The organism is Streptomyces pactum (genome assembly GCF_002005225.1).
GTDB lineage: Bacteria > Actinomycetota > Actinomycetes > Streptomycetales > Streptomycetaceae > Streptomyces > Streptomyces pactum_A.
The window spans coordinates 1823089-1849949 of record NZ_CP019724.1; the positions used below are offsets into that span (position 1 = coordinate 1823089).

At 74.0% G+C, this 26861-nt stretch carries 23 protein-coding genes; 10 read left to right on the forward strand and 13 right to left on the reverse strand.

Features of this window, described 5'->3' with window-relative positions; translation table 11 throughout:
- Window positions 1-22: 22 nt before the first annotated feature.
- From B1H29_RS07520 to B1H29_RS07535, 4 genes are all read right to left on the reverse strand, one after another.
- Entirely contained in the window at window positions 23-1480 is a 1458-nt protein-coding gene (locus tag B1H29_RS07520; RefSeq protein WP_055419501.1) for an NCS2 family permease, read from the reverse strand.
- Between the two features lie 197 nt (window positions 1481-1677).
- On the reverse strand, window positions 1678-4104 hold the full coding sequence (locus B1H29_RS07525; protein WP_055419502.1) for a xanthine dehydrogenase family protein molybdopterin-binding subunit: 2427 nt from the start codon (window positions 4102-4104) through the stop codon (window positions 1678-1680).
- Between the two features lie 2 nt (window positions 4105-4106).
- Window positions 4107-4682, reverse strand: a complete 576-nt coding sequence (locus tag B1H29_RS07530) for a (2Fe-2S)-binding protein (RefSeq protein ID WP_055419503.1) — start codon at window positions 4680-4682, stop codon at window positions 4107-4109.
- Entirely contained in the window at window positions 4682-5572 is an 891-nt protein-coding gene (locus tag B1H29_RS07535) for an FAD binding domain-containing protein (RefSeq protein WP_055419504.1), read from the reverse strand. The genes B1H29_RS07530 and B1H29_RS07535 overlap by 1 nt, the downstream gene beginning before the upstream one ends.
- A gap of 290 nt (window positions 5573-5862) precedes the next feature.
- Between B1H29_RS07535 and B1H29_RS07545 the strand changes: the two genes are divergently transcribed.
- Together B1H29_RS07545 and B1H29_RS07550 are read left to right on the forward strand one after the other, a co-directional pair.
- The gene (locus tag B1H29_RS07545) at window positions 5863-7548 is read left to right on the forward strand and encodes a PucR family transcriptional regulator (RefSeq protein ID WP_055419505.1); all 1686 of its coding nucleotides are present in this window, start codon (window positions 5863-5865) and stop codon (window positions 7546-7548) included.
- Between the two features lie 161 nt (window positions 7549-7709).
- Window positions 7710-8498: a hypothetical protein gene (locus B1H29_RS07550; RefSeq protein ID WP_055419506.1), complete on the forward strand. Its 789-nt coding sequence runs from the start codon at window positions 7710-7712 to the stop codon at window positions 8496-8498.
- A 404-nt stretch (window positions 8499-8902) separates the two neighbouring features.
- Here the strand turns inward: B1H29_RS07550 and B1H29_RS07555 are convergent, their stop codons facing one another.
- The 4 genes from B1H29_RS07555 to B1H29_RS07570 all read right to left on the reverse strand — a co-directional run bounded on the left by B1H29_RS07555 (window position 8903) and on the right by B1H29_RS07570 (window position 11399).
- Window positions 8903-9541: an Rv1733c family protein gene (locus tag B1H29_RS07555; RefSeq protein WP_055419507.1), complete on the reverse strand. Its 639-nt coding sequence runs from the start codon at window positions 9539-9541 to the stop codon at window positions 8903-8905.
- A gap of 280 nt (window positions 9542-9821) precedes the next feature.
- Window positions 9822-10649: a rod shape-determining protein gene (locus tag B1H29_RS07560; protein WP_055419508.1), complete on the reverse strand. Its 828-nt coding sequence runs from the start codon at window positions 10647-10649 to the stop codon at window positions 9822-9824.
- Window positions 10646-11017, reverse strand: coding sequence for a TraR/DksA family transcriptional regulator (locus B1H29_RS07565; RefSeq protein ID WP_055419509.1), 372 nt, complete (start codon window positions 11015-11017; stop codon window positions 10646-10648). Before B1H29_RS07565 ends, B1H29_RS07560 begins: the two co-directional genes overlap by 4 nt.
- A gap of 55 nt (window positions 11018-11072) precedes the next feature.
- Entirely contained in the window at window positions 11073-11399 is a 327-nt protein-coding gene (locus B1H29_RS07570; protein WP_055419510.1) for a TraR/DksA C4-type zinc finger protein, read from the reverse strand.
- Between the two features lie 337 nt (window positions 11400-11736).
- On the opposite strand from B1H29_RS07570, the gene B1H29_RS07575 reads away from it, so the two are divergent.
- The 4 genes from B1H29_RS07575 to secD all read left to right on the forward strand — a co-directional run bounded on the left by B1H29_RS07575 (window position 11737) and on the right by secD (window position 16437).
- Window positions 11737-12690 (forward strand): HAMP domain-containing sensor histidine kinase, encoded by a 954-nt coding sequence (locus B1H29_RS07575; RefSeq protein WP_055419511.1) that lies wholly within the window; start codon window positions 11737-11739, stop codon window positions 12688-12690.
- Window positions 12691-12692: 2 nt separating this feature from the next.
- Window positions 12693-13406 carry a response regulator gene (locus B1H29_RS07580; protein WP_055419512.1) on the forward strand — a complete coding sequence of 238 codons (714 nt, stop codon included), beginning with the start codon at window positions 12693-12695 and terminating at the stop codon, window positions 13404-13406.
- Window positions 13407-13544: 138 nt separating this feature from the next.
- Window positions 13545-14018 (forward strand): hypothetical protein, encoded by a 474-nt coding sequence (locus tag B1H29_RS07585; RefSeq protein WP_055419513.1) that lies wholly within the window; start codon window positions 13545-13547, stop codon window positions 14016-14018.
- Window positions 14019-14094: 76 nt separating this feature from the next.
- A complete protein-coding gene (gene secD, locus B1H29_RS07590; protein ID WP_055419514.1) occupies window positions 14095-16437 on the forward strand; it encodes a protein translocase subunit SecD in 2343 nt (780 codons plus the stop codon).
- Window positions 16438-16597: 160 nt separating this feature from the next.
- On the opposite strand, the gene B1H29_RS07595 is transcribed toward secD, so the two are convergent.
- Window positions 16598-17467: a GntR family transcriptional regulator gene (locus tag B1H29_RS07595; RefSeq protein WP_079160074.1), complete on the reverse strand. Its 870-nt coding sequence runs from the start codon at window positions 17465-17467 to the stop codon at window positions 16598-16600.
- 167 nt (window positions 17468-17634) lie between these two features.
- Between B1H29_RS07595 and B1H29_RS07600 the strand changes: the two genes are divergently transcribed.
- Together B1H29_RS07600 and B1H29_RS07605 are read left to right on the forward strand one after the other, a co-directional pair.
- A complete protein-coding gene (locus B1H29_RS07600; protein ID WP_055419515.1) occupies window positions 17635-18480 on the forward strand; it encodes a (2Fe-2S)-binding protein in 846 nt (281 codons plus the stop codon).
- Window positions 18481-18847: 367 nt separating this feature from the next.
- Window positions 18848-19900 carry a DUF2637 domain-containing protein gene (locus tag B1H29_RS07605; RefSeq protein WP_055419516.1) on the forward strand — a complete coding sequence of 351 codons (1053 nt, stop codon included), beginning with the start codon at window positions 18848-18850 and terminating at the stop codon, window positions 19898-19900.
- Window positions 19901-19948: 48 nt separating this feature from the next.
- Here the strand turns inward: B1H29_RS07605 and B1H29_RS07610 are convergent, their stop codons facing one another.
- From B1H29_RS07610 to B1H29_RS38470, 3 genes are all read right to left on the reverse strand, one after another.
- A complete protein-coding gene (locus B1H29_RS07610) occupies window positions 19949-20347 on the reverse strand; it encodes an ATP-binding protein (protein ID WP_055419517.1) in 399 nt (132 codons plus the stop codon).
- Between the two features lie 149 nt (window positions 20348-20496).
- On the reverse strand, window positions 20497-22239 hold the full coding sequence (locus tag B1H29_RS07615) for a pyruvate dehydrogenase (RefSeq protein ID WP_055419518.1): 1743 nt from the start codon (window positions 22237-22239) through the stop codon (window positions 20497-20499).
- A 28-nt stretch (window positions 22240-22267) separates the two neighbouring features.
- A complete protein-coding gene (locus tag B1H29_RS38470) occupies window positions 22268-24493 on the reverse strand; it encodes a protein phosphatase 2C domain-containing protein (RefSeq protein WP_055419519.1) in 2226 nt (741 codons plus the stop codon).
- Window positions 24494-24786: 293 nt separating this feature from the next.
- Between B1H29_RS38470 and B1H29_RS07630 the strand changes: the two genes are divergently transcribed.
- Together B1H29_RS07630 and B1H29_RS07635 are read left to right on the forward strand one after the other, a co-directional pair.
- Window positions 24787-25770 (forward strand): winged helix-turn-helix transcriptional regulator, encoded by a 984-nt coding sequence (locus B1H29_RS07630; protein ID WP_055419520.1) that lies wholly within the window; start codon window positions 24787-24789, stop codon window positions 25768-25770.
- Window positions 25771-25849: 79 nt separating this feature from the next.
- Window positions 25850-26332: a DUF456 domain-containing protein gene (locus B1H29_RS07635; RefSeq protein ID WP_055419521.1), complete on the forward strand. Its 483-nt coding sequence runs from the start codon at window positions 25850-25852 to the stop codon at window positions 26330-26332.
- Here the strand turns inward: B1H29_RS07635 and B1H29_RS07640 are convergent.
- Window positions 26321-26836, reverse strand: coding sequence for a methylated-DNA--[protein]-cysteine S-methyltransferase (locus B1H29_RS07640; protein WP_079160723.1), 516 nt, complete (start codon window positions 26834-26836; stop codon window positions 26321-26323). The two genes, B1H29_RS07635 and B1H29_RS07640, sit on opposite strands and share 12 nt — an antisense overlap.
- Between the last annotated feature and the right edge of the window lie 25 nt (window positions 26837-26861).

The window sequence follows — 26861 nt, forward strand, 5'->3', positions numbered from 1 at the left end:
GAAGGGGTTCCCGTGGCGGCGGCTAATGCACGCCCAGCCAGCTCTCGATCGGGTTGAGGGCGAAGTAGACGACGAAGATCACCGTCAGCGCCCACATGAACACGCCGATCTCCCGGGCCTTGCCCTGGGCGGCCTTGATGGCGACGTAGGAGATGACGCCGGCGGCGACACCCGCCGTGATGGAGTACGTGAACGGCATCAGGACGACGGTCAGGAAGACCGGTATCGCGGTGGCCCGGTCGGCCCAGTCCACGTGCCGGGCGTTCATCATCATCATCGCGCCGATGACGACGAGCGCGGCGGAGGCGACCTCCTGCGGCACGATCGCGGTGATCGGCGTGAAGAAGAGGCAGGCCGCGAAGAACAGGCCGGTGACCACCGACGCGAGCCCGGTGCGGGCACCCTCGCCGACGCCGGTCGCGGACTCGACGAAGACGGTCTGGCCGGAGCCGCCCGCCACACCGCCGATCGCGCCGCCGGCGCCGTCGACGAAGAGCGCCTTCGACAGGCCCGGCATGCGGCCCTTGTCGTCGGCGAGCTTCGCCTCGGTGCCAACGCCGATGATGGTGGCCATCGCGTCGAAGAACCCGGCCAGTACCAGCGTGAAGACGATCATGCCGACCGTCATGGCGCCGACCTCGCCCCAGCCGCCGAACTCCAGGTCGCCGAAGAGCGAGAAGTCCGGCATGGAGACCGCGCCGCCGTGCAGCTCGGGGGCTCCGTTGGCCCACTGCTCGGGGTCGATGACCCCGGTGGCGTTCAGCAGCGCCGCCACGATCGTGCCGGTGACGATGCCGATCAGGATCGCCCCGGGCATGTTGCGCGCCTGGAGCATGAAGATCAGGAGCAGGGTGCCCGCGAAGAGCAGGACGGGCCAGCCGGCGAGTTCACCGGCGGGGCCGAGGGTGAGCGGGGTCGCCTTGCCGGCGTGCACGAAGCCGCCCTTGACCAGGCCGATGATGGCGATGAACAGGCCGATGCCCATGGTGATGCCGTGCTTGAGGGCGAGCGGGATCGCGTTCATGATCATCTCGCGGAGCCCGGTGACCACGAGCAGCATGATCACCACGCCGTACATCACACACATGCCCATGGCCTGCGGCCACGTCATCTGGGGAACGACCTGCCCGGCGATCACCCCGGACACCGAGAGACCGGCGGCCAGGGCGAGCGGCACCTTGCCGACGAAGCCCATGAGGAGCGTGGTGACCGCCGCGGCGAGCGCCGTGGCGGTGATCAGGGCCTTCTGGCCCAGGGTGTCCCCCGCCGCGTCCTTGCCGGACAGGATGACGGGGTTGAGCAGGACGATGTACGCCATCGCCATGAAGGTGGTGGTACCGCCGCGCACCTCACGCGCGACCGTGGATCCTCGATGGGTGATGTGGAAATACCGGTCGAGCCAGGACCGGCCGGCGGGGACGCGGGAACCCGCGGCCGCGTCCTCGGCGGTGGTCCTGGGCTCCACTGACTGCTGGGTCATGGGGCCGTCTCCCAAGGTTCATAGGTGCACCCGGCCGACCGCTGGGGCGGTCGCGGGATTTGGGATATGCACGACCCGGGGGACGGCCCGAGGCGAACGCATGTGGTGGTACTTCAAGCACCGCGAGCGGAGCGGGACTTGGTCTGCGCTCCGGGCGGCGCGGGTGTGACGTTCCGTGCGCCGCCCGGAGGGTCTTCTCACGCCGTGCCGGTAAGCTGCTCCGGCCGTACCGGCGTGCGGTCGAGCGCCAGCCCGGTCGCGTCCCGGATGGCCGCGAGGACCGCCGGGGTCGACGACAGGGTGGGTGCCTCGCCGACGCCGCGCAGCCCGTACGGCGCGTGGTCGTCGGCGAGTTCGAGCACGTCGACCGGGAGGGCCGGCGTGTCGAGAATCGTGGGGATCAGGTAGTCCGTGAAGGACGGGTTCCCGACCTTCGCGGTCCCGGGGTCGACGACGATCTCCTCCATCACCGCGATGCCCATGCCCTGGACGGTGCCGCCCTGGATCTGGCCGATGACGGAGAGCGGGTTGAGCGCCTTGCCGACGTCCTGCGCGCAGGCCAGCTCGATCACCTTGACCAGGCCGAGTTCGGTGTCGACCTCGACGACGGCGCGGTGCGCGGCGAAGGAGTACTGGACGTGGCCGTGGCCCTGGCCGGTGTGCGGGTCGAAGGGCTCGGTCGGCCGGTGCCGCCACTCCTCCTCGACCTCCACGGCCTCGTCCTCCAGCACCTCGGCCAGGTCGCTCAGGACCTCGCCGCCGTCGGTGACGACCTTGCCGCCCTCCAGGAGGAGTTCGGCGGTGGCCCAGGCGGGGTGGCAGGAGCCGAACTTGCGGCGCCCGATCTCCAGGACCCTCTCGCGCGCGAGCTCGCAGGCGTTCTTCACGGCGCCGCCGGTCACGTACGTCTGCCGGGAGGCCGAGGTGGAGCCGGCCGAGCCCACCCGCGTGTCCGCCGGGTGGATGGTCACCTGCGTGACGCCCAGTTCGGTGCGGGCGATCTGCGCGTGGACGGTGACGCCGCCCTGGCCGACCTCCGCCATGGCGGTGTGCACGACGGCCACCGGCTCGCCGCCGACGACCTCCACGCGGACCTTGGCGGTGGAGTAGTCGTCGAAGCCCTCGGAGAAGCCGACGTTCTTGATGCCGACCGCGTAGCCGACGCCGCGGACGACGCCCTCGCCGTGCGTGGTGTTGGACAGGCCGCCGGGCAACTGCCGTACGTCGGTGCCCTCGCTGGACTCCCACTGACGCTCGGGAGGCATCGGCATCGCCTTGACGCGGCGCAGGAGTTCGGCGACGGGGGCCGGGGAGTCGACCGGCTGGCCGGTGGGCATGACCGTGCCCTGCTCCATGGCGTTGATCCGGCGGAACTCCAGCGGGTCCAGGCCGAGTTCCCCGGCCACCTTGTCCATCTGCGCCTCGTAGGCGAAGCACGCCTGGACCGCGCCGAAGCCGCGCATCGCGCCGCAGGGCGGGTTGTTGGAGTAGAGGGCGAGGGCCTCGATCTCCACGTCGTCGACCACGTACGGACCGACGGACAGGGAGGCGGCGTTGCCGACGACCGCCGGGGAGGCGGAGGCGTAGGCGCCGCCGTCCAGGACGATCCGGCACTTCACGTGCGTGAGCCTGCCGTCCCTGGTGGCGCCGTGCTCGTAGTGGAGCTTCGCCGGGTGGCGGTGGACGTGGCCGAAGAAGGACTCGAAGCGGTTGTAGACGATCTTGACCGGCTTGCCGGTGCGCAGCGCCAGGAGGCAGGCGTGGATCTGCATCGACAGGTCCTCGCGCCCGCCGAACGCGCCGCCCACGCCGGACAGCGTCATCCGCACCTTTTCCTCGGGCAGGCCGAGGACGGGCGCGATCTGGCGCAGGTCGGAGTGGAGCCACTGGGTGGCGACGTAGAGGTCGACGCCGCCGTCCTCCGAGGGCACCGCGAGGCCGGACTCGGGGCCGAGGAAGGCCTGGTCCTGCATGCCGAAGCGGTACTCGCCCCGGACGATGACGTCGGCCTTGCGCGAAGCCCGGTCGGCGTCGCCGCGGATGATCGGCTGGCGGTGCACGATGTTGGGGTGCGGGACGTGGGCACTGCTGGGGGTCTTGCCGGCGCCGGAGCTCGTCTCAGGCGATGGGGGGAGGTCGTCGCGGTTCTCGTGGACGAGGACCGCGTCGGGGGCGGTGGCGGAGGCCTCGTCGGTGATGACGGGCAGTTCCCGGTACTCCACCTTGATCTTGGCGGCGGCGCGGCGCGCGGTCTCCGGGTGGTCGGCGGCGACGATCGCGACCGGCTCCCCGTGGTGGCGGACCTTGCCGTGGGCGAGGACGGGGGTGTCCTGGATCTCCAGGCCGTAGTCGCGCACGTCGGTGGGCAGGTCGTCGTACGTCATGACGGCGTGGACTCCGGCCGTGGCGAGGGCCTCGCCCGTGTCGATGGACACGATCTCGGCGTGTGCGACGGTGGAGCGCAGGATCTGGCCCCAGAGCATGTCCTCGTGCCACATGTCGGACGAGTACGCGAACTCGCCGGTGACCTTGAGGGTGCCGTCCGGGCGGAGCGTGGACTCGCCGACGCCGCCCTTGGTCCGGGAGCCCTGGGTGATCTTGGTGGGTGCGCCGGTGGCGGCCATGTTCAGCCCCCCTCGGACTGGCGGGCGGCGGCCAGGCGGACCGCGTCCATGATCTTCTCGTAGCCCGTGCAGCGGCACAGGTTGCCCGACAGCGCCTCGCGGATGTCCGCGTCGGTGGGGCTGGGGTTGCGCTCCAGCATCTCGTCGGCGGCGACCAGCAGGCCGGGCGTGCAGAAGCCGCACTGGACGGCGCCGGCGTCGAGGAACGCCTGCTGGAGAGGGGCCGGTTCCGCGCCCTCGCCGGTCCGGGAGTCGGTGCCCCGGGCCTGCCACCGCTCGGCCTCGTCGAGGGTGGTGCCCCGGCCGGCGGCGCATCCCTCGGCGCGCTTCTCGGCGAGGTCGGCCAGGCCCTCGACGGTGACGACCTCGCGGTCCTGGGCCTGACCTGCCGCGACCAGGCAGGAGCACACCACAACGCCGTCGAGGCGGACCGTGCAGGACCCGCACTCGCCCTGCTCGCAGGCGTTCTTGGAACCGGGCAGGCCCATCCGCTCGCGCAGCACGTACAGCAGGGACTCGCCCTCCCACACGTCGTCGGCTTCCTGCGGACGTCCGTTGACGGTGAAGTTGACGCGCATCACGCGGCTCCTTCCTCGGTGCGGCGGGCGCCGCGGTACGACTCCCAGGTCCAGGTGAGCGTCCGGCGGGCCATGACGCCGACCGCGTGGCGGCGGTAGCCCGCGGTGCCCCGGACGTCGTCGATGGGGTCGCAGGCGGCGGAGCACAGGTCCGCGAACTGCTTGGCGACCGCCGGGGTGATGATCTTTCCGTTGTCCCAGAGGCCGCCCTCTTCGAGCGCCGCGTTCAGGAACTCCTCGGCGGACCGGGCACGGACCGGGGTGGGCGCGGCCGAGCCGATGCCGGTGCGGACCCTGCGGGTCCCGGGGTGCAGGGCGAGACCGAAGGCGCACACGGCGATGACCATGGCGTTGCGGGTGCCGACCTTGGAGAACTGCTGCGGGCCGTCGGCCCTGTCGACGTGCACGGCGCGGATCAGCTCGTCGGGCTCCAGCGCGTTGCGCTTCACGCCCGTGTAGAAGTCGTCGATCGGGATCAGGCGCCTGCCGCGCACCGACTCGGCCTCGACCCGCGCGCCGGCGGCCAGCAGCGCCGGGTGGGCGTCGCCGGCCGGGGAGGCGGTGCCGAGGTTCCCGCCCACGCCGCCGCGGTTACGGATCTGCGGGGAGGCGACCGTGTGCGAGGCGAGGGCGAGACCCGGCAGCTCGGTGCTCAGGTTCTCCATGATCCTGGAGTAGGGCACGGAGGCACCGAGCCGTACGGAGTCCTCGCCGACCTCCCACTCGAAGAGGTCGGCGACGCGGTTCAGGTCCATCAGGTACTCGGGCCGGCGGTGGTCGAAGTTGATCTCGACCATCACGTCGGTACCACCCGCGATCGGCACAGCGGTGGGGTGCTCGGCCTTCGCTGCGAGCGCCTCCTCCCAGCTTGCGGGGCGAAGGAAGTCCATGACCGGCTCTCTTCTACGTCTTCGTGCGGTGGGCCGTGCGGATCAAGCCAATCTGCGGGCGGCGGGCCCGGCTCGTTCATGTCCTGTTCACGTGGAGTGGCCTCAGTACACCGCCCGGCGCTCCACCAGGGTCAGTCGCAGAAACCATGAAGGAGTTGGCTGGCCAGGGCTGGCATCTTGTAGATTCGTATGAAAGGAGGTCCTCGGGAGCCTCCTCGTTTTCCTCCGGAAACGGGCGACACAGCCGCGTGACCTGGAACACTTCGAGACAAAGAACGGCGGCGACGAGAATGCGGCTGCGCGCACTGCTGGACACCGACGCGCTGGGCCTCAAGCTGCTCGGCGGCGAGGACGAGCTGGACCGCTCCGTGCGGGGCGTGATGACCACCGACCTGCGGGACCCCAGCCGCTACCTCTCGGGCGGCGAGCTGGTCCTCACCGGTCTGGCCTGGCGCCGGGACGCCGACGACTCCGAGCCGTTCGTCCGGATCCTGGTGCAGGCCGGGGTCGCCGCGCTGGCCGCCGGTGAGGCGGAGCTGGGGAGCGTGCCCGAGGACCTGCTGGTGGCGTGTGCCCGGCACCGGCTGCCGCTGTTCGCGGTGAACGAGTCGGTGGCCTTCGCGACCATCACCGAGCACGTCGTCCGCCAGGTCTCCGGCGAGCGGGCCGGGGACCTGGCGGCCGTGGTGGACCGGCACCGCCGGATGATGACCTCAGGTCCGGCGGGCGGCGGCCCCGACGTGGTGCTGGACCTGCTCGGTTCCGACCTGGACCTGCGGGCCTGGGTGCTCTCCCCGACGGGGCGCCCGGTCGCCGGCCCGAAGGACGCCGCTCCCGCGCTCTCCGCCGAGGTGTGCGCGCAACTGGCGGCGGATCACCTCGCGGCCACCCGCGCGGGCCGGCGCGCGCCGCACCGGGTGCCCCTGGGCGGCACGACGTACAGCCTCTTCCCGGTGCGCGCCGGCACGCGTACCCCGCAGGGCGCGGGCGCCGCCGCCCGGGACGTGCGCGAGACGGTGCTGTCCGACTGGCTGCTGGTGGTGGAGGCGGACGCCGGGGACTGGGCCGAGGAGCGGCTCGACCTGCTGCACGGCGTCACGCAGCTCATCGCGGTCGAGCGGGACCGCCGGGACGCGGCGCGCACCGTGCGGCGGCGGCTCGCGCAGGAGGTCCTGGAGCTGGTGCAGACGGGCGCCGCCCCGGCCGAGGTCGCGGCCCGGCTGCGGGTGGCGGCACCGGTGCTGCTGCCGGGCCTCGGCGCGGCCCCGCACTGGCAGGTCGTCGTGGCCCGCGTCGAGTGGACGGACGGCGGGACGGAGACCGGCCCGGTCGCCCAGACCCTGCTCGAGGAGATCCTCGTCGACCCGCTCGCCACGGGCCCCGAGCACTCCGACCGCATCGCCGTGGCGCACACCGGCGACGAGGCCGTCGCCCTCGTCCCGCTGCCGGCGGTCTCCAGCGAGCACGACGGCTCCGAGACCGGCATCCTCGCGGACGCGCTGCTGGCCTCCGTACGGGAACCGCTGTCCGCCGGGCTGGACGGTGACGGGCGCGTCACCCTCGGCGTCAGCGCGGCCGTGCACTCCGCGGAGGGACTGCGCGGCGCGCTGGAGGAGGCCCGGCACGCGCGACGGGTGGCCGCGGCGCGCCCCGGCCGGGTCTGCGCGGCCGGCCACCAGGAACTGGCCTCGCACGTCCTCCTCCTGCCCTTCGTCCCCGACGACGTCCGCCGCGCCTTCACCGCCCGGTTGCTGGACCCGCTGCGGGACTACGACCGCCGCCACCGCGCCGAGCTGATCCCGACGCTGGAGGCGTTCCTCGACTGCGACGGCTCCTGGACGCGCTGCGCGGGCCGGCTCCACCTGCACGTCAACACGCTGCGCTACCGCGTCGGGCGGATCGAGCAGTTGACGGGGCGTGACCTGTCGCGCCTGGAGGACAAGCTGGACTTCTTCCTGGCGCTGCGGATGAGCTGAGCCGGGGCGCGCGAGAAGCCCCGGACGCTCCCAAACCTCCGGACCGGGAAGTCCCACCACTTTGTGAAATCTTTCACCCATCCTCTTGGCCGGGCCGCCGGATCCGTGCTGAGATGCGGCCACCACTCGAGAGCTCGATGGCGTGCTAAGGGGAGGGCAACGTGGCGCATTCCGCCATGGCTGGTTCTGGTTGGGGAACGACCGAAGGTGACGATCCGCTCCAGACCGCCGTGTGGCGGTTGCGCTCGCGCGCCTGCTGGGCCGACGCGGTCGCCCTGCTGGAGCCGGTCACCGCGGCCACCGCCTTGCAGCGGACCGCGCTGCTGGTGGAGCGGTGTCTGTACACCGAGCAGGGCTGGGCGGAGGCCGAGGACGCGCTGCGCACCGCCGAGGCGCTGGCCCACAGCGACGACGAGCGCGGGGCCGCCGCCTGTGAACGCGGGCAGCTCGCGTACGCCGCCACGGTGCACGGGGTGCGCGACCGGGCCGACGAGGCGCGGGCCGCCCTGGGCCGGGCGGCGGCACTGATCGCGCCGGGGGCCAGGGGGCGGGCACTGCTGGACTTCCGGCGCGGGCTGCTCGCGGAGAACCTGACCCGGTCCCCGCAGGCCGCCCGGGCGGCGTACCGGCGCGCCCACGCCGGCGCCACCGCGCACGCCGACCCGCTGCTCCAGTCCTTCACCTGGCGGCATCTGGCCGGACTCGCCCTGCGGGAAGGGGAGCTGGCCGAGGCGCGGCACGGCTTCGCCGAGTCCCTGCGCATCCGCGAGGAGCTGGGATACCTGGTCGGTACGGCCCCCGCGCTGGCGTCGCTGGCGGACGCGGAGTCGGAGCCGGAGGCGTCGCGGCTGCGGGAGGAGGCACGGCGGCTGTTCCGGCTGCTGGGCGGTGTGCCGACGTGGCTGGCGCGGCAACTGGCCCCGCCGGGCGCGGACGCGGCGACGGCGTGACGGCGGTCGCGGGCGCGGCGACCGCGGGGCGGCGGACGGCGTGACGGCGGTCGCGGGCGCGGCGACCGCGGGGCGGCGGACGGCGTGACGGCGGTCGCGGGCGCGGCGACCGCGGGGCGGCGGACGGCGTGACGGCGGTCGCGGGCGCGGCGACCGCGGGGCGGCGGACGGCGTGACGGCGGTCGCGGGCGCGGCGACCGCGGGGCGGCGGACGGCGGGCGCGGCAACCTCGGGACAGCGGACAGCGGACAGCGGACCGCGGACGGCGGACGGCGGACGGCGGACGGCGGGCGCGGCAACCTCGGGACGGCAGTCGGCGGGTGTCACGGCCGCATGACGGCAGCCGGCAGGCACCGCCGCCTCGGGACAGCCGGCGACGGGCACCGCCACCGCGGGACGGCCGATCACGGGAACCCGCTCCAGCGCGGGGCCGTCGCGGTCCAGGCGGCGTCCCACCCGGCGAGGTTGCGCCGTTGCAGCACGTACCCGGTGACCCCGTGGGCGGCGAGGCCGGTGAGGACGACGCCCAGGAAGGCGAGGATCGCCCAGCCCATCGTGCGGCTGCGAATCTGCTCCGCGGTCAGCGGCGGCTCGGTGATCTTCCCGTCCGTGTCGACCCAGACCAGGACGGTGCTGTCCACGGGCAGCCCCGGCTCGACGTCGGCCTTCCCGGTCCGCGCCGCGCCGTCCGGACCGGTGAACCGGACCTTGACCGGGTACCGGGTCTTCTCGGCCTCGTCCGACCCGGGTTCGGGGTGACGCGGCGCGTCGTGGACGAGGACGGCGGGACGGTGGTCCCGGGTCCGGGCCTCGTGCTCGGCGGTGCTCCGGTAGTGGCTGTACGCGGTGTCACCGACCGCGAACATCGCCGCCGGGGCTGCCACCAGCACGGCGAGCAGGAGCCAGAGGGCGGCCCACGCGTGCATCCGGTCGGTACGGCGCCGCAACGGGTTGCGCCGCCACCGCCACAGCAGGAGGTGCGGGTGTCGTCCGGGGGCGGGAACGTCGGGCGGTGGCTGTGCTTGCGGTATCTCACCGGCCACGGTGCGCCTCCTTCCAGGGTCGGGGCAGCCGGAGCGGCGCCGGTCGGTACCGGTCCGGCATCGACGGCGGGTCGGGGCCCGGGGGACGGGCGCGGGGGTTGTGGCGGGCGGGGCGGTACGGCCGACGCCGGGCGGGCGGTGGGCGCGGGGGCCGGAGTACGCCCGTAGCCGGCACGGCGACGGGGGCGGGGTCGGGGGCCGAGGTCACGGGCCGGTCGTGGTGGTGCTCTGTCCGGCCGCACGGGTGCCCCGCGCCGTGGGAGGGCCGGTCGCCCCGGGGTCAGTGCGGATGCTCGTCCGGTGGGTCCGTACCCGTGGTCGACGGGTGGGCGTGCGCGGCTTCCAGGAGCTTGGCGGCGCCGCGGACCGCGGCCGTGTGCGGGGCCGGCACCGCCCGCAGGGGAGCGTGCAGTCCGCCGGTGAGCCGGCAGGTGATGTCGGGACGCAGGGCACCCCCGCCCGCGAGCAGCGGGCCCCTGCTCAGGGCGTCTGCCGTCAGCGACGTGTCGTCCTGCCGCAGCATCGAGGTCGTCATGTCGACCACCGCCTCCGCCACCCGCGCGGCCGGGGTCGCCTCGTCGATGTCCCCCGTGCCCAGGGCGGTGCGGCGCGCGTCGAAGACGGCGCCGTCCACCAGGAGCACCACCTCGGTGAGATGCGCGCCGATGTCCACCACGAGCAGCGGCCGGGCCAGGTCCGCGCCCGCCGCCAGGGCCACGGCCCGCGCGCTGGGAACGGTCAGCACACCGCGCGGGCGCAGCACCTCCACGGCCGTACGGGCCTCGGTCCGGTAGGCGAACCCGTCCAGCACCGGCGCGGTCACCACCACCAGGGGACGGGTGAGGCGGGGCAGTCGGTGGCCGAGCAGCCGGTCGAGCATCCGGGCGGTGCCCCCGGTGTCGACGATCGAGCCGCGCCGGATGGGGTACACCGCACCGGCGCCGGGGAAGGTCACCGTCGGCACGTCGAGGATCACACCGCGCCCGGCGACCCAGGCGCGGGTGCGGGCACTGCCCATGTCGAGGGCGACCCCGCCGCCGCACCGCCGGCACAGCGGCCACGGGCGGTGCCCGGCCGGGGCGGCGCGGGGCCGGCGGACCACGGTCATCGTCCGGCCTCCCGCACCTGCCGGCAGCGACCGCAGTAGCGGGCCTGCGGCACGATCGCCAGGCGTTCGCGGTCGATGGGGCGACGGCACAGATGACAGAGGCCGTAACGGCCCTCGTCCATGCGTTCGAGTGCCGCCTCCACGTCGGCGAGGACCATGCGCGCGCAGGCCGCGAGCTCGGCCCGCACCTCGGTCCGCGCGGCGGACGGCCGCTGGACCGGCTCGCCGGTGCGGGACGGGACGTCGGCGATCTGCCGGAGCTGCTCCTCGCGGAACAGCCGCTGCTCGTGGAGGTCGTCCCGGAGCGCGGCGAGGTCCTCGGGCGACAGCCGCCTGTCGCGGTCGTCGATGGTCTGGTGGTTCACCACTTCACCCACTTCACCCCTCGGGCGGGGCGGGAGACGAAGACTGGACGGACGGTGGTCAGGCGGCGGCGCGGCGCTGGCAGGCGACGCAGTACCGCGTGTAGGGGAGGATCTCCAGCCGCTCCCCCGGGACGGGCTTGCCGCAGCCGAGGCAGGTGCCGTAGGTGCCCTGCTCGATGCGGGCGAAGGCCTCCTCGATCTCCTTGAGCACCCGCTCGATGGCGGCCTTCTGCGCGGACATGAGCTGGTCGTCCGCCTGGCCGCTCTCCGGGAGGGCCCGCAGTTGGGTCAGGCGGGTGTTGCGGGCGTGTTCGAGGCGCTGGCGCGACTCGTGAGCGGTCAGCCGCTCGGGGCGGGGTTCGATACGGGAGGCGTCGAGCGACACGGTGAGTCCTTCTCTCGGGAAGTTCCGCGGGTATGACCGGCGCCGGGCCGATGGGACCCGGTCAGCCTCAACCCTGGCCGCCCCGTCGCGGGAAACCCATCGGGCGCAGGCCCCATTTGCCCGGGGGCGCAGGATCCACTCGGCGGTGCGCGGGGGCGGCCGGATGGGTGTGCCGCGTCCCGGAAATGGGGGTCGGACCCCATCGACCGGCGGTGGCGGACGGGGCACGCTGGTCGTTTGCCCGGTCGCGACTTGGGCCGCGGGCCCCGCCGAGGGCGCGATGACCGACAGTAGAGGCGTACCAGTCGACGCGTCGCAGAAGGAGGCGTACCCCCCGGTGTCCCTGTTCTGGCGGATCTTCGGGCTCAACGCGGTGGTGCTGGGCTTCGCCACGGCACTGCTGCTGTGGGCTCCGGTGACCGTCTCCGTGCCGGTCCTGCTGACCGAGGCCGTCATTCTGGTGGGCGGCCTGGGCGTCATGCTGGTGGCCAACGGCGCCCTGCTGCGCTGGGGCCTGGCACCCCTGGACCGGCTCACGCGACTGATGACCACCGTCGACCTGCTGCGCCCCGGCCAGCGGCTGCCGGTGTCCGGCGGCGGCGAGGTCGCCGAGCTGATCCGCACCTTCAACGCCATGCTCGAGCGGCTGGAGCACGAGCGCGCCACGAGCACCGCCCGGGTCCTGCTCGCCCAGGAGGCGGAGCGGCGCCGTATCGCCCAGGAGCTGCACGACGAGGTCGGGCAGAGCATGACCGCGATCCTGCTGGTGCTGGGGCGTGCCGCCGACGACGCCGACGAGCCGCTGCGCGAGGAGTTGCACCAGGCGCAGGAGATCACCCGGGAGAGCCTGGACGAGGTGCGCCGCCTGGTGCGCCGGCTGCGTCCCGGGGTCCTGGACGACCTCGGTCTGATCAGCGCGCTGTCCTCGCTGACGCACGACTTTGCCACGCACACCGGCCTGCGGGTGGTGCGCCGTTTCGAGGCCGATCTGCCCGATCTGGACCCCGAGACCGAGCTGGTCCTCTACCGTGTCGCGCAGGAGAGCCTGACCAACGCGGCCCGGCATGCGGACGCCTCCCGGGTGGAGGTGAGCCTGGCCCGTGCCGACGGCGCGGTGGCGCTCGCCATCGCCGACGACGGCCGCGGCATCGAGGCGGCGTGCGAGGGCGCCGGTATCCGCGGCATGCGCGAACGGGCCCTGCTCATCGGGGCCGCCCTCGACATCACCTCGGCGCCCGGCGCCGGCACCCGGATCCAGCTCCTCTCACCCGTCCCCAGGAAGCAGCCCTGACCATGTCCGACCCCTCCCTGCCCGGTTCCCCCGCGTCCGGACCGGCCCCGGCGCCCGCGGCCGATCCGTCGAGGATCCGCATCCTGCTCGCCGACGACCACGCGCTGGTACGCCGCGGCGTGCGGCTCATCCTCGACCGGGAGCCGGACCTCGAGGTGGTCGCCGAGGCCGGAGACGGCGCGGAGGCCATCGACATGGCGCGGGCGCACGCCGTCGACCTGGCCGTCCTGGACATCGCGATGCCCCGGCTGACCGGTCTGCAGGCAGCCCGGGAGCTGGCGGCGCTCAAGCCGGGGCTGCGCATCCTGATGCTGACGATGCACGACAACGAGCAGTACCTGTTCCAGGCGCTGAAGTCGGGGGCCTGCGGGTACGTGCTGAAGTCCGTCGCGGACCGCGATCTGGTCGCCGCCTGTCGGGCCGCGATGCGCGACGAGCCCTTCCTGTACCCGGGCGCGGTGACCGCGCTGATCCGCAACTTCCTGGACCGTGTCCGGCACGGCGAGGAGAGTGCCGACCACATCCTCACGCCCCGCGAGGAGGAGGTCCTCAAGCTCGTCGCCGAGGGCCACTCCTCGAAGGAGATCGCCGAGATCCTCTTCATCAGCATCAAGACCGTCCAGCGGCACCGGGCGAACCTCCTGCAGAAACTCGGTCTGCGCGACCGCCTGGAACTGACCCGCTACGCCATCCGGGCCGGACTCATCGAACCCTGACACGTCCGCACGACGCCTGCGAACCGCCCGGAGCCCTGGCCGCCCACTCCCCGTCCGGAGCCCCGGGCTCCCGCTCCTCCGCCCGCCCGACCGTCCGACCGCCCGCGACGCGTCACCCGCCACGAAAGGGGACGGTGCATGCACCCCGCACGACGCACCGCCCCCGCAGACCGCACCACCCCCGCGGGCCGCACCGCCCCCGCAGGCCGCGCCGCTGCCCCTCCCGCCCCGGGACACCGGCTCGCGGCGACGCTCGCCGCGCTGCTGGCCGTTCTGCTGGTCCTGGTCCCGGCATGGCCGGTGGCCGGCGCGGGCACCACCGTCCCGGGACCGGTCCCGGCGCCCGCGGCGACGGCCGTCCCGCATCCGGACGCCGGGTACCACGCGGACGACAACTGTGCCACCGGCTGCGCGGCCCAGGTCAGGCCCCGGCACGACCACCTAGCCGAGCGTCCGGCGCCACCGGACCGCCTCGCCACCGTCACACGCGCCGCCGGCACCGCCCCGGCCGCCCACCGGCGGACCTCGGCGGCGCCCCGGCCCGTGCCCGTCTCCCCCGGCCGTGCGAGCCACGACCGCGGGCGGGCTCCCCCCGTCTCCTCCGGTAACTGAGACAGTCCGTCCTTTCACCTTCCCCCGCCGCGGCCGCGCTCGGCCGCCGCCGTGGCGTGCCTGCCGGAGGCCCGTGTTGAAACGTTCTCGTCCCCGCTCCCGAGCCAACTCCCCGAAGGGGCGGGCGCTCGTCGCCCTCCTCGTGCTGGCCGGAGCCGCGGCCATCGCCCTGACCATGCCGATCCGCCTCGGACTCGACCTGCGCGGCGGCACCCAGATCGTGCTGGAGACCAAGTCCACCGAGACCACCGAGGCCGACCGGGAGGCCACCGACCGCACCGTGGAGGTACTGCGCGGCCGTATCGACGCGCTCGGTGTCGCCGAACCGACCATCGTCCGCTCCGGCGACAACCGCGTCGTCGTCGAGCTGCCCGGCGTCCAGGACCCGAAGAAGGCGGCCGACGTGCTGGGCCGCACCGCGCAACTCACCGTCCACTCGGTGCTCGGCCCGGCCGAGGCCGGGCAGGAGGCCACCGGGGCCTCGTCCGGCACGGACGGCGAGCGCGTGCTGCCGGACGAGTCCGGACAGTCCCTGCGGCTCGCGGACGCCACGCTGAGCGGGCAGGACGTCAAGGGCGCCGACGCCCGCTTCGACCAGCAGGGCGGAGCCGGGTGGCACGTCACCGTCGATTTCAAGGACGCGGGCAGCGACCGCTGGGCCGAGGTGACCGGCGAAGCCGCCTGTCACCCGGCCGGCGATCCGCAGCGCCGCGTCGCCATCGTGCTCGACGACAAGATCATCTCCTCGCCGCAGGTCGATCCCTCCGTGGCCTGCGGGGCGGGCATCGCCGGCGGCTCCACCCAGATCACCGGCTCCTTCGACGACGCCGAGGCCCGCGAGCTTGCCCTGCTCATCAAGGGCGGCGCCCTGCCCGTACCGGTCGAGACCATCGAGCAGCGCACCATCGGCGCCACCCTGGGCGACGAGGCCATCTCGGCCGGCGCCTGGGCCGCCGTCATCGGCACCGCGCTGACCGGGTTGTTCATCGTCTTCGTCTACCGGCTCATGGGCGCCCTCGCGACCGTGGCCCTGCTCTGCTACGGCCTGATCTCCTACGCCGCCCTGGCCGCGATCGGGGCCACCCTGACCCTGCCCGGCCTGGCCGGCTTCGTGCTGGCCATCGGCATGGCGGTGGACGCCAACGTCCTGGTGTTCGAACGCGCCCGCGAGGAACAGGCCGCCCGCACCCGGCCGAGTACGCGCTCGTCGCTGACCGCCGGTTTCCGCAGCGCCTTCAGCGCGATCGCCGACTCCAACATCACCACGCTGATCGCCGCCGCCCTGCTGTTCTTCCTGGCCTCGGGGCCGGTGAAGGGTTTCGGCGTCACCCTGGGCATCGGCGTGCTGGCCTCCATGGTCAGCGCCCTGGTGATCACCCGGGTGCTCGCCGAGTTCGCCGCGAGCCGCCCGTCGGTCTTCCGCCGCCCGCACATCACGGGCATCTCGACCACCGGCCCGGTGCGTGACGCCCTGCTGCGCCGCGACCCCTTCCTGATGCGCCGCCCGCGCCGCTGGCTGGCCGCCTCCGCGGTCGTCCTCGTGGTGGCCGGCTCCGGCATCCTGGTCCGCGGCCTCGACTTCGGCATCGAGTTCACCGGCGGACGGCTCATCGAGTACTCCACGGCCACCCGGGTCGACGCCGACCGGGCGCGGGACGCCCTCGCCGACGCGGGCTTCCCCCGCGCCGTCGTCCAGTCCTCCGGCGACAGCGACCTCACCGTGCGCACCGAGAAGCTGACCAACGCGGAGGCGGAGACCGTCACCGAGGCCATCGGCGAGCTGGGCGGCGAGACGGAGAAGGTCCGCGACGAGCTGATCGGCCCCAGCCTGGGCGCGGAGCTGCGCAAGGACGCGCTGATCGCCCTGGGCCTGGCCCTGTGCGCCCAGTTGCTGTATCTCGCCGTCCGTTTCCGGTTGCTGTTCGGCACCGCGGCGGTCGGCGCGCTCGCCCACGACGTGGTGATCCTGGTCGGTGTGTTCGCCTGGCTGGGCAAGCCGATCGACGGGGTCTTCCTGGCCGCGCTGCTGACCGTGATCGGCTACTCGGTCAACGACTCGGTCGTCCTCTTCGACCGCATCCGGGAGCTGCTCGGCGGCAAGGAGCGGAAGGCTCCGTTCGCCCGGCTCACGAACCAGGCGATCCTGCAGACCCTGCCGCGCACGGTCAACACGGGCCTGGGCGCGGTGCTGATCCTCGCCTCACTGGCCGTCCTCGCCGACGACTCGCTCACCGACTTCGCCCTCGCCCTGCTGATCGGTGTGGGGGTCGGCACGTACTCCTCGGTGTTCACCGCGTCTCCGCTGGCCATCGAGATGCACGACCGCGGCACCGGGTCCCGCCCCACCCGCCGCGAGGGCCGGAGCACGGAGCGGAAGAAGGTGCCGGCGAGCCGCACGGAACGGCAGGAGGTCTTGTAGCGCCTCTACAGGGCGCCGCAAGCACCCGTAGCGGCTTGCGACACCCGTAGGGACTCATAGGGCCTTGTAAGGCCTCATAGGGACTCGTAGGGACTCATAGGGACCCTACGAGTCTTCGCAGGAGTCCGGTCGGGAGGGGTTCGCGTCCGCGGCGTCGCGCTCAGCGTGGCTGGCCGAAGTGCTCCCCCACCAGGGTCCGCACCATGTCCGGGTCGCCGGCGATCAGCGCGTCCAGCAGCGCCGTGTGTTCGTGCGCGTCGGCGATCAGGTCCGCCCGCCCCCGTACCGCGGGAGCCCCGGCCGGCGGCCACTGGGCACGGCGGTGCAGGTCGGCGGCGATTCGGACGAGCTGGTCGTTGCCGGCCAGCGCGAGCACCGCGCGGTGGAAGGCGCGGTCGGCCTCGGCGTACGTGGCCGGGCAGCCGGACGACGCGGCCCGGACGGTGGCCTCGGCGAGGGGCCGCAGCTCCGCCCAGCGTTCGGCGGGCACCGTACGGGCCAGGCGCAGCAGCACCGGGACTTCGAGCAGGGCGCGGACCTCGGCCAGCTCGGCCAGTTCCCGGTCGCCGCGCTCGACGACGCGGAAGCCCCGGTTGGGGACGACCTCGACGGCGCCCTCCAGGGCGAGCTGCTGCATGGCCTCCCGTACGGGGGTGGCCGAGACGCCGAACCGCTCGCCGAGCACGGGTGCCGAGTAGACCTCGCCGGGCCGCAGCTCCCCGGAGACCAGCGCGGTGCGCAGGGCGTCGAGGATCTGCCCGCGCACGGAGGAACGCTGGACGAGTACGCGCGGGCGGTGCGGCGGAGGTTCGCCGTGCGTGTGCTCGCCGCGCGCGGCCCCGGCCGGTTCCCCGGCCCCGCACACCCGGTCCCGGTCCATGTCCGCGACGCCCGGCTGCGCCGGAACCCGCACCGATGCGGCCGGTTCGACCCGTGCCGATGCGGCCGGTTCGCGGACCGGTCCGGGCGACTCGGCGGTGCGGACCCGCCCGGCCCCTGTGCCTGCGGGACCCCGCGCGCTCGGCTTCACGGGCCCTCCTGTGGGATGTGTCGGTACTTGGGGTCATTACGGCGGGTTGTCACCTGTCCGTCAAGCACCATAAGGGCAGGGGCCGTCAGTTCAAATCCCAAAGATCTTGGGTAAGGTAAGGCTTACCTCAAGCAGCCCGTTGTTCGAACGTGGATCGGTGGTCCCGCATGCGTGTCGCCCGCTCGGCCTTCACAGCCGCCTACGCGCGCCTGTCCGAGGTGCTCCCGGGGCTGGGCGTCACCGAGGTGGACCCGGCCGGCGAGGTCCCGCGCGGCGGCGGCTGGGTCGCGGCCGACGCGCTCGCCGCGGGCGGGGCGGAGCTGGAGGCCTTCCTCGCCTGGGACGACGCCCAGGTGGTCCGGGACTACGGGCAGCGGGCCCGGCCGGACGTGGTCGCGAGCTTCGGACTGCACCGGTACGCGTGGCCGGCCTGCCTGCTGATCACCGTGCCGTGGTTCCTGCACCGCCGGGTGCCCCGCTACCCCGTGACCCGCGTCGCCTACGACCGCTCGGCGGCAGGCCTCCCCCTCGGCCGCATGGCCGTGCGGCCCGAGGACTTCGCCTGCCTGCCCGGCGATCCGGCCGCCGCGCTGCCCGGCGCCCGCGTGGTCGCCGACGAGGAGGCACTGCGGGCCGAGGTGCGCGCCGCGGTCGCCGAGCACATGGAACCGGTGCTGGCGGGGTTCGGGCCGCGCATGCGGCGGCGCGGACGCGCCCTGTGGGGCATGGCGACCGACGAGGTCGTCGAGGGCCTGTGGTACGTCGCCCATCTGCTCGGTGAGCAGGAGCGGGCGCGGCACGAGCTGGAGTCGCTGCTGCCGGGCGCGACCAAGCCGTACGTCGGCAAGGCGGCGTTCCGCGAGCTGACCGGACCTGACGGCGAGTCACTGCACACCCGGGACCGGGCGAGCTGCTGCATGTTCTACACGCTGCGCCCCGAGGACACCTGCGCCACCTGCCCGCGCACCTGCGACGCGGACCGCGTCGGCAAGCTGCTCGCCACGGCGGGTTGAGCCACCCGCGGCCGGACTCGGGCGCGGTGAACTCGGGCGCGGTGAACTCGGGCGCGGTGAACTCGGGCGCGGTGAACTCGGGCGCGGTGAACTCGGGCGCGACCGCCACCAAGATGGTCGGTTAAGATCACCGGCGTCGTTTCACAACTCCCTCACGAGCCGCGGGAACTTTCCGTGGAACCACCCGTACGGGTAGTCTTATTCGAACTCAACTCCCGCCCCTCATGCGGCAGTTCGAGCGGAGCACCGCCCTGGGCCTCCCTTCACCCTCCCTTGGCTGCCTCTTGCCCCGAAACCCCTTGAGGGCCGCCGGGTTTGGGCCACCATGGCGGGCGTTACGCCCTATCCCAATGCAAGGGACCCCCAGATGAGATTGACCGACATATCGCTGAACTGGCTGCTTCCGGGCGCCGTACTGCTCCTGGGCATGCTGGCGGCGGTGGCGGTGCTCGCGCGAGGCAAGCGTTCCTCGGGGAAGGACGCGGGCGCGGACGACTCGTGGGAGCGCATGGAGGAGCGGCGCAGGCGCAAGGAAGCCCTCTACGGCAGCGTCTCCTACGTCCTGCTCTTCTGCTGCGCCGCGGTCGCCGCGGCGCTCTCCTTCCACGGTCTGGTCGGCTTCGGCGAGCAGAACCTCGGCCTGAGCGGCGGCTGGCAGTACCTGGTCCCGTTCGGTCTCGACGGAGCGGCGATGTTCTGCTCCGTCCTCGCGGTGCGCGAGGCCAGCCACGGTGACGCGGCGCTCGGCTCCCGCATACTCGTGTGGACGTTCGCGTTCGCGGCGGCGTGGTTCAACTGGGTGCACGCGCCCCGCGGGATCGGTCACGCGGGTGCCCCGCACTTCTTCGCGGGCATGTCCCTGTCGGCGGCGGTGCTGTTCGACCGCGCCCTGAAGCAGACCCGCCGGGCAGCCCTGCGCGAGCAGGGCCTGGTGCCGCGCCCGCTGCCGCAGATCCGCATGGTCCGCTGGCTGCGGGCTCCCCGGGAGACGTACCGCGCCTGGTCGCTGATGCTCCTGGAGGGTGTGCGCAGCCTCGACGAGGCGGTCGAGGAGGTGCGCGACGACAGGCGTCAGAAGGAGGAGAAGAAGCTGCGGCGGCGCGAGCAGGAGCGACTGGAGCGCGCACAGCTCAAGGCGATCAGCCGGGGCCACGGCCACCGGGGCTTCCCCGGCCGCGGCGGCCGCCCGGTCGAGGTCGAGGTGCAGCAGGTGGAGCGTGGCTCCGAACGTGCCACCGCGGAGCCTGCCATATCGACGCCGGAGCCCCTGCCCGCAAGCCGGCGTCCCTCACTGCAGCCCGTCCGCCGCGGAGCTGACCAGATCACCGTCGACCTCACCGCGGAGGACGACACCCAGGCCCTGCCCCGCCTGGACTCCCTGGAGCGCAAGCTCAAGGACCTGGAGCAGCAGTTCGGCTGACGAGACGTGAGACGCCGGGGTGCCGGGCGCCGGGATCGTCCCGGCGCCTCAGGCGGCCTCGGCGCCCAGTTCGAACCAGACCGACTTGCCCACCGCGCAGGGCCGTACGCCCCAGTCGTCGGCGAGGGACCGCACCAGGACCAGGCCTCTGCCGTTGGTGCTCTCCTCCGGTTCCGGGGCGCGCGGCCGGGGCAGCCGGCCGACGAAGTCCCGCACCTCGACCCGCAGCGCGCGCGGTCCGACCGTGGCGGTCAGGACGGCGCCCTCGTCGGTGTGGACGAGCGCGTTGGTGACCAGTTCGCTGGTGAGCAGTTCCGCCACCTCCGAGCGTCCGGGTCCTCCCCACTGCCGCAGCAGCTCACGCAGGGCGCGCCGGGCCTCGGGCACCGCCCGCAGGTCCGCCCGCCCGAGCCGCCGCCTGAGCTGTGGTGCCGCGTGTCCCTTCATGTCCCCCGTCCGCGTGCTGATGTCGCTCCCCCTCCTGTTCGAACGTCCTCACGGGGAAGCCTTGCCCGTTCGGGCCCCCCGCAGTCATGCCGATACGCGTCGGCCCCGCCACGATCCCGGCCGCACTCCCGCCGACGACCGCTCGCCGGTCACGGTCGCGGGACGTGGCGCAGGTTCGAGCGGGCCATCTGGAGCATGCGTCCGACACCGCCGTCCAGCACGATCTTCGAGGCGGACAGGGCGAAGCCGGTGACCATGTCGGCGCTGATCTTCGGCGGGATGGAGAGGGCGTTGGGGTCGGTGACGACGTCGACGAGGGCCGGCCCCTTGTGCTTGAACGCGGCTTTCAGCGCCCCGGCCAGGTCCTTGGGCTTCTCCACCCGGACCCCGAAGGCGCCACAGGCCTCGGCGACGGCGGCGAAGTCGGGGTTGGCGTTGGCCACGCCGTGCGAGGGCAGCCCCGCGACCAGCATCTCCAGCTCGACCATGCCGAGCGAGGAGTTGTTGAAGAGGACGACCTTCACCGGCAGGTCGTGCTGCACGAGGGTGAGGAAGTCGCCCATCAGCATGGTGAACCCGCCGTCGCCGGACATGGAGACGACCTGCCGGCGCCGGTCGGTGAACTGGGCGCCGATCGCCATCGGCAGCGCGTTCGCCATCGAGCCGTGCGAGAAGGAACCGATGATGCGGCGCCGCCCGTTGGGCGAGATGTAGCGGGCCGCCCAGACATTGCACATGCCGGTGTCGACGGTGAACACGGCGTCGTCGTCGGCCATCTCGTCGAGCACGGCGGCGACGTACTCGGGATGGATCGGCACGTGCTTGTCGACCTTGCGGGTGTACGCCTTGACCACGCCCTCCAGCGCGTCGGCGTGCTTCTTCAGCATCCGGTCGAGGAAGCGGCGGTTCTTCTTCTCCCTCACCCGCGGGATCAGGCACCGCAGGGTCTCCTTCGCGTCGCCCCACACCGCGAGGTCCAGCTTGGAGCGCCGGCCCAGGTGCTCGGGCCGGACGTCGATCTGGGCGATCTTCACGTCGTCGGGCAGGAAGGCGTTGTACGGGAAGTCCGTGCCGAGCAGGATCAGCAGGTCGCACTCGTGGGTGGCCTCGTAGGCCGCGCCGTAGCCGAGCAGGCCGCTCATCCCCACGTCGTACGGGTTGTCGTACTGGATCCACTCCTTGCCCCGCAGGGCGTGCCCCACCGGGGACTTGATCTTCCCGGCGAACTCCATCACCTCGGCGTGCGCGCCCGCCGTGCCGGCGCCGCAGAACAGGGTGACCTTGTCGGCGTCGTCGATGAGCCGCACCAGCCGGTCGATCTCCTCGTCGCCGGGCCGGACGGTCGGCCGGGAGGTGACGAGGGCCGTCTCGGCCGCCTTCTCGGGCGCGGGCTCGTCGGCGAGGTCGCCGGGCAGGGAGACGACGCTGACGCCGCCCTGCCCGACCGCGTGCTGGATGGCGGTCTGGAGCAGCCGGGGCATCTGCTTCGGGCTGGAGATCAACTCGCTGTAGTGGCTGCACTCGCGGAAGAGCTGGTCGGGATGGGTCTCCTGGAAGAAGCCGAGGCCGATTTCGCTGGAGGGGATCTGCGAGGCGAGGGCGAGGACGGGGGCCGCGGAGCGGTGGGCGTCGTAGAGGCCGTTGATGAGGTGGAGGTTGCCGGGGCCGCAGGAGCCGGCGCACGCGGTCAGCTTCCCGGTGATCTGGGCCTCCGCGCCGGCGGCGAAGGCGGCGGTCTCCTCGTGCCGCACGTGGACCCACTCGATGCCGGAGTGGCGGCGCACGGCGTCCACGACCGGGTTGAGGCTGTCGCCGACGACTCCGTAGAGGCGTTTGACTCCGGCGCGGGTGAGGATGTCGACGAACTGTTCCGCGACGTTCTGTTTGGCCATGGCTCCAGCTATGGCACAGCGGGCGGCGTCACGCCTCCCAGACGGCGGCCGCCGTACGGTCGTCGGCGTAGCCCTTGACCCGGACGCGGCTGTCGGCGAGGAACTCCGCGAGGCCGGGCGGGGTACGGCCGGACCACCGCCGGGCGAGGTGTTCGCCCAGTTCGGGCTCGCTCAACAGGGGTTCGGCGAGGCCCGTGGTGCACAGCAGCAGCACATCACCCGGGCGGGCTACGGAGGCCCGGAAGCGGAAGGGCTCGCGGGGCGGCCCGGCGGGCGGTCCTCCGGAGGGGCCGGGCGGGGTGGTGACGCCCAGGTCCATGGTGAGCCGGTCGCCCTCCGGCGTCTCGTCCGGCGCCTGGCCCGGCCTCGCTCGCGGCGGCGAGCCGAACCCGACGACGGGCTCACCGGCGACGTCGCCGGCGCCCGGCTCCATGTCCTGCCAGGCGCCGTCCCGCAGCCGGAACAGTCCGCCCGCGCCGGCACCGAAGAACACCCGCGTACGGCACCCGGGGTCGGCGGGCAGCAGCAGACAGCGCAGCGTGGCCGCGTACTCCTCCGGAGCCAGGCCCTGTTCGGCGGCGCCGGCGCGGAGCCGGCCGAGGCTGCGGTCGGTGAGGCGGTGCAGTCCGGACTTCAGTTCGCCGCGCCGGGCGGCCCGCAGGTCCTCGGCGAGCCGGGCGTGGCTGCGGCCCACGGCCCGGCCGATCCACTGGCACACCTCGGCGGCGGCGCGGTGCGCCCCGGCGGTCGCGCGGGCGCCGGTCGCCATCGCCACCAGGATCAGTGCCTGCTCCCCCGCGCCGAAGCGCGCGACGAGCAGCGCGTCGCGGCGCGGGTCGCCCCGGTACCGCGCGGAGTCCCCCCGCGCGGAGACGGCCCGCAGCGTGCACGTCCCGTACCGGGCGCCGTCCAGCACGGTGTCCGCCACCAGCCCGTCGAGCCCGTCGGGGTCGGCCGACGGCAGCGCGGTGGGCTCGGCGTCGTAGGTGGGCGGCCCGGAGCCGACGTAGTCGCGCGGGGCGGGGTGGTCCTCACCCGGTGCGGGCAGGGGCTGTGGAGGTTGCGCGGGGAGAAACGGCGGCGGGAGCGGGGGCAGGTCGGAGGCGGTGGGGGGAGGCGGCGGTGACGCTGCCGCGCCGGGGGCCGGCCGTGCGGCGGGGGGATCCTGGGCGGAGGGTTCCGTCAGATCGGCGGGGCCGGTCCCCGAGGTGGTGCGGCCGTGGGGTCCCTGCCGGTGCCCGGTCGGTGGCGGAGCCGACGCAGGCGCGGGCCGTATGAGTCCGGGCTCCCGGCCGGCCGGCGGCTGTGGCGGGCCGTCGGTTTCCGCCCCGTGGGCCGTCCCCCCGGGCCCCCGTCCGGGTCCGGGTCCGCGCGGGAAGCTCACCGGGCCGGTGGGTGTGGCGGGCGGCGGTTCCCAGGGGGCTCGCTGCCGGGGCGGCCCGGGAAGGCGCGACGGCGAATCCTCCTCACGCCGCCCATCGCCCGCCCGCGACACCGAACCGGCACCCGGCCCGCCCCCGGCCCGAGGCACCTCACCGCGCGACGGCGAACCCTCCTCACGCCGCGCATCGCCCGCCCGCGACACCGAACCGGCACCCGGCCCGCCCCCGGCCCGAGGCACCTCACCGCGCGACGGCGAACCCTCCTCACGCCGCCCATCGCCCGCCCGCGACACCGAACCGGCACCCGGCCCGCCCCCGGCCCGAGGCACCTCACCGGCACCACGATCACCACCAACGGTGGGCGGCGCCTCACCGGAAACCGGCGGCACCCCACCCGCACCGGGCCCCCGACCGGCACCCGGAGCGCCGCCCGGCGGAGGCGCCTCGGGGCGCAGTGGGGTGTCGGCGTGTGGCGGGCCCGCGGTGCGAGGGCCGGGGACACCGGGCGGCTCGGCCGCCGCCCACCAGGGGGGCCGGTCCTCTTCCGGAGGGGAGTTCCGCTCGGCGGGAGGATCGGTCGCCGCGGGCGGGATCCGGCCCGTCGCCGACGAGGACGGTGTCCTTCCGTCCGCGGTGTCCGGGGGCGGTCCGTCCGCGGTGTCCGAGGACGGTCTGTCCGCGGTGTCCGGGGGCGGTCCGTCCGCGGTGTCCGGGGGCGGTGTCCGGCCGCCCACCGTCCCCGCTGCCGAGGCGAACCGGTCGTCCAGGGAATCGGGCGCGGCCGTGTGGCCGGTGTCGCCGGTGGAGTCGTCGTACAGCCGCCCCCACCAGTCGTCGTCCTGACCGGTGGGCCTTCCCCCCTGCTGACTCATGCTCCCGATTGTCCACCGACGGAGCCGTATGAAAACGGGGCATCCGGAAATTCCGGCGGACCGGTGCCGCGCCGGACGGCGTGTCGGGGGACGTGTCGAACACGTGTGGCGAGGTGGGCGGCCGAGCGGCCCCACCCCCCACGGGAGGACCGCTCGGCGACGCCACATTGGCAGAGTGACCGGCGGTACGGCGATGATGTCCGCAGGCGGGTTTACGCCGTGGCCGTTTTCCGCCAGGGACGGCTCCGCGCGCTGTGGTGGTGAGGTTTGTTCTCGGGGAGGGACTGCACCTGATGCTGGGAGTGCTGGGGCTGGACGACACGCACGAGTCGGCGTACCGGGCGCTGGTGGCCGTGGGCGCGGCCGACGTGCCCGATCTGGCCCGGCGGCTGGTGCTCGGCGAGCGGGACACGGAGCGTGCGCTGCGCCGGCTGGAACAGAACGGGCTGGCCGCCCAGTCGTCGGCCCGGCCCGGCCGCTGGGTCGCCGCGCCGCCGGGGGTGGCACTGGGCGCGCTGCTCACCCGGCAGCGGCACGAACTGGAGAAGGCGGAGCTGGCCGCGGCGCTGCTGGCCGAGGAGTACCGGGCGGCGGCGGCCGAGCCCGCCGTGCACGACCTGGTGGAGGTGGTGACCGGTGCCGCGGCGGTCGCCCAGCGCTTCCTCCAGCTCCAGCTCGGGGCGAGCGACGAGGTGTGCGCGCTGGTCACCGGCAACCCCGTCGCCGTCACCGGCATGGAGAACGACGCGGAGGAGCAGGCCGCCGGACGCGGGGTCGGCTACCGGGTGGTCGTCGAGCGGGCGGTTCTGGACCTGCCCACCGGCATCACCGAGCTGACCGCCGCACTGGGCCGCGACGAGCAGGTGCGCGTGGTGGACCGGGTACCGACCAAGCTGGTGATCGCCGATCGGGCCCTGGCCCTGGTCCCCCTCACGGCGCACTCCTCGGAGCCGGCCGCACTGGTCGTCCACGCCAGCGGCCTCCTGGAACTGCTCTCGGGCCTGTTCGACTCGGTGTGGCGGGACGCGCTGCCGCTGCGGCTCGGCGCGGCCGGCGTGAGCGAGCACGGCCCGGACGGTCCCGACGGCACCGACCTGGAGATCCTCTCCCTGCTGCTGGCCGGACTGACCGACGCGAGCGTGGCCAAACAGCTCGACCTGGGACTGCGGACCGTACAGCGTCGGGTGAAGCGCCTGATGGAACTGACCGGGGTCACGACCCGGCTCCAGCTCGGCTGGCACGCGTACGAGCGGGACTGGGTGGCCCGGACGGGCTGAACCGGCCGCCTGGCCACCCCCGCCCCGCCCGCGGTGCGGGACATCTGCGGACCGGAACCGATTCCGGCACCCTGGACAGATGGGAGCGTGGAATCTCCTGCTGTCCGGCCTGGTCATCCTGCTCGGGCTGTTGGGAGTACTGCTCCCCGGCATGCCCGGGTCGTGGCTGGTGTGGGCCGGGGTCCTGTGGTGGGCGCTGAAGGATCCGCAGTCCCTCTCGTGGGCCGTGCTCGTCGGCGCCACGGTCGTGCTCCTCCTGTCCCAGGCGGTGCGCTGGACGCTGCCGCCCCGGCGGCTGGGCCGGGACGACGCCGGCCGCCGGGTCACGGCGTACGCGGGCGCGGGCGCGTTCGTCGGCTTCGTCGTGGTCCCGGTGCTGGGCGCGATACCCGGCTTCATGGGTGGCATCTACCTCGCCGAACGGCTGCGGCTCGGCCGGCACGGCGAGGCGATGACGGCGCTGCGCACGGCGATGCGCTCGGGCGGCTCCAGCGTGCTGACGGAGCTGTTCGCCTGCCTGCTGGTCACCGGGGCGTGGCTGGGAGCGGTGCTAGCCGGCTAGCGCGGCGCCCTCCAGGGTGAGCAGCCGCGTCTTGCGCTCCAGACCGCCCGCGTACCCCGTCAGGGAGCCGTCGGAGCCGATCACCCGGTGGCAGGGGCGCAGGATCAGCAGCGGGTTGGCCCCGATCGCGCCGCCGACGGCGCGTACCGCCGGCCGGGAGGCACCGATGCGCGCGGCGATCTCGCCGTACGTCGTGGTCGCCCCGTAGGGCACGTCGTCCAGGGCGGCCCAGACGCGCTCCCGGAAGGCGGTCCCCTCGGCGCGCAGCGGCAGCCGGAACTCCTTCAGCTCCCCGGCGAAGTAGGCGGCGAGCTGTTCCGCGGCCGCGCGGAAGGGCCCGGCGTCGTGCCGCCAGCCGTCCTGGACGCTCCGGCCGCCCTTCTGCCCGGGCACGGACAGGGAGGTGAGCGCGCCGTCCGGCCCCGCGGTGAGCAGCAGCCGGCCGACGAGGCTGTCGGTCTCGGTCCAGTAGGTCGTGGTCATCGTGGTCGCGGTCACAGGCATCGTGGTCACAGGGGGCGTGGTCACA

Bases quoted from the DNA above. Each gene is read 5' to 3' on its own strand.
- B1H29_RS07580 (WP_055419512.1), top strand. From the start codon at position 12,693: ATGTCCGACCCCTCCCTGCCCGGTTCCCCCGCGTCCGGACCGGCCCCG.
- B1H29_RS07530 (WP_055419503.1), bottom strand. From the start codon at position 4,682: ATGCGCGTCAACTTCACCGTCAACGGACGTCCGCAGGAAGCCGACGAC.
- B1H29_RS07545 (WP_055419505.1), top strand. From the start codon at position 5,863: ATGCGGCTGCGCGCACTGCTGGACACCGACGCGCTGGGCCTCAAGCTG.
- B1H29_RS07630 (WP_055419520.1), top strand. From the start codon at position 24,787: ATGCTGGGAGTGCTGGGGCTGGACGACACGCACGAGTCGGCGTACCGG.
- B1H29_RS07560 (WP_055419508.1), bottom strand. From the start codon at position 10,649: ATGACCGTGGTCCGCCGGCCCCGCGCCGCCCCGGCCGGGCACCGCCCG.
- B1H29_RS07585 (WP_055419513.1), top strand. From the start codon at position 13,545: ATGCACCCCGCACGACGCACCGCCCCCGCAGACCGCACCACCCCCGCG.
- B1H29_RS07615 (WP_055419518.1), bottom strand. From the start codon at position 22,239: ATGGCCAAACAGAACGTCGCGGAACAGTTCGTCGACATCCTCACCCGC.
- B1H29_RS07605 (WP_055419516.1), top strand. From the start codon at position 18,848: ATGAGATTGACCGACATATCGCTGAACTGGCTGCTTCCGGGCGCCGTA.
- B1H29_RS07535 (WP_055419504.1), bottom strand. From the start codon at position 5,572: ATGGACTTCCTTCGCCCCGCAAGCTGGGAGGAGGCGCTCGCAGCGAAG.
- B1H29_RS07600 (WP_055419515.1), top strand. From the start codon at position 17,635: ATGCGTGTCGCCCGCTCGGCCTTCACAGCCGCCTACGCGCGCCTGTCC.
- B1H29_RS07520 (WP_055419501.1), bottom strand. From the start codon at position 1,480: ATGACCCAGCAGTCAGTGGAGCCCAGGACCACCGCCGAGGACGCGGCC.
- B1H29_RS38470 (WP_055419519.1), bottom strand. From the start codon at position 24,493: ATGAGTCAGCAGGGGGGAAGGCCCACCGGTCAGGACGACGACTGGTGG.
- B1H29_RS07525 (WP_055419502.1), bottom strand. From the start codon at position 4,104: ATGGCCGCCACCGGCGCACCCACCAAGATCACCCAGGGCTCCCGGACC.
- B1H29_RS07610 (WP_055419517.1), bottom strand. From the start codon at position 20,347: ATGAAGGGACACGCGGCACCACAGCTCAGGCGGCGGCTCGGGCGGGCG.
- B1H29_RS07635 (WP_055419521.1), top strand. From the start codon at position 25,850: ATGGGAGCGTGGAATCTCCTGCTGTCCGGCCTGGTCATCCTGCTCGGG.
- B1H29_RS07640 (WP_079160723.1), bottom strand. From the start codon at position 26,836: ATGCCTGTGACCGCGACCACGATGACCACGACCTACTGGACCGAGACC.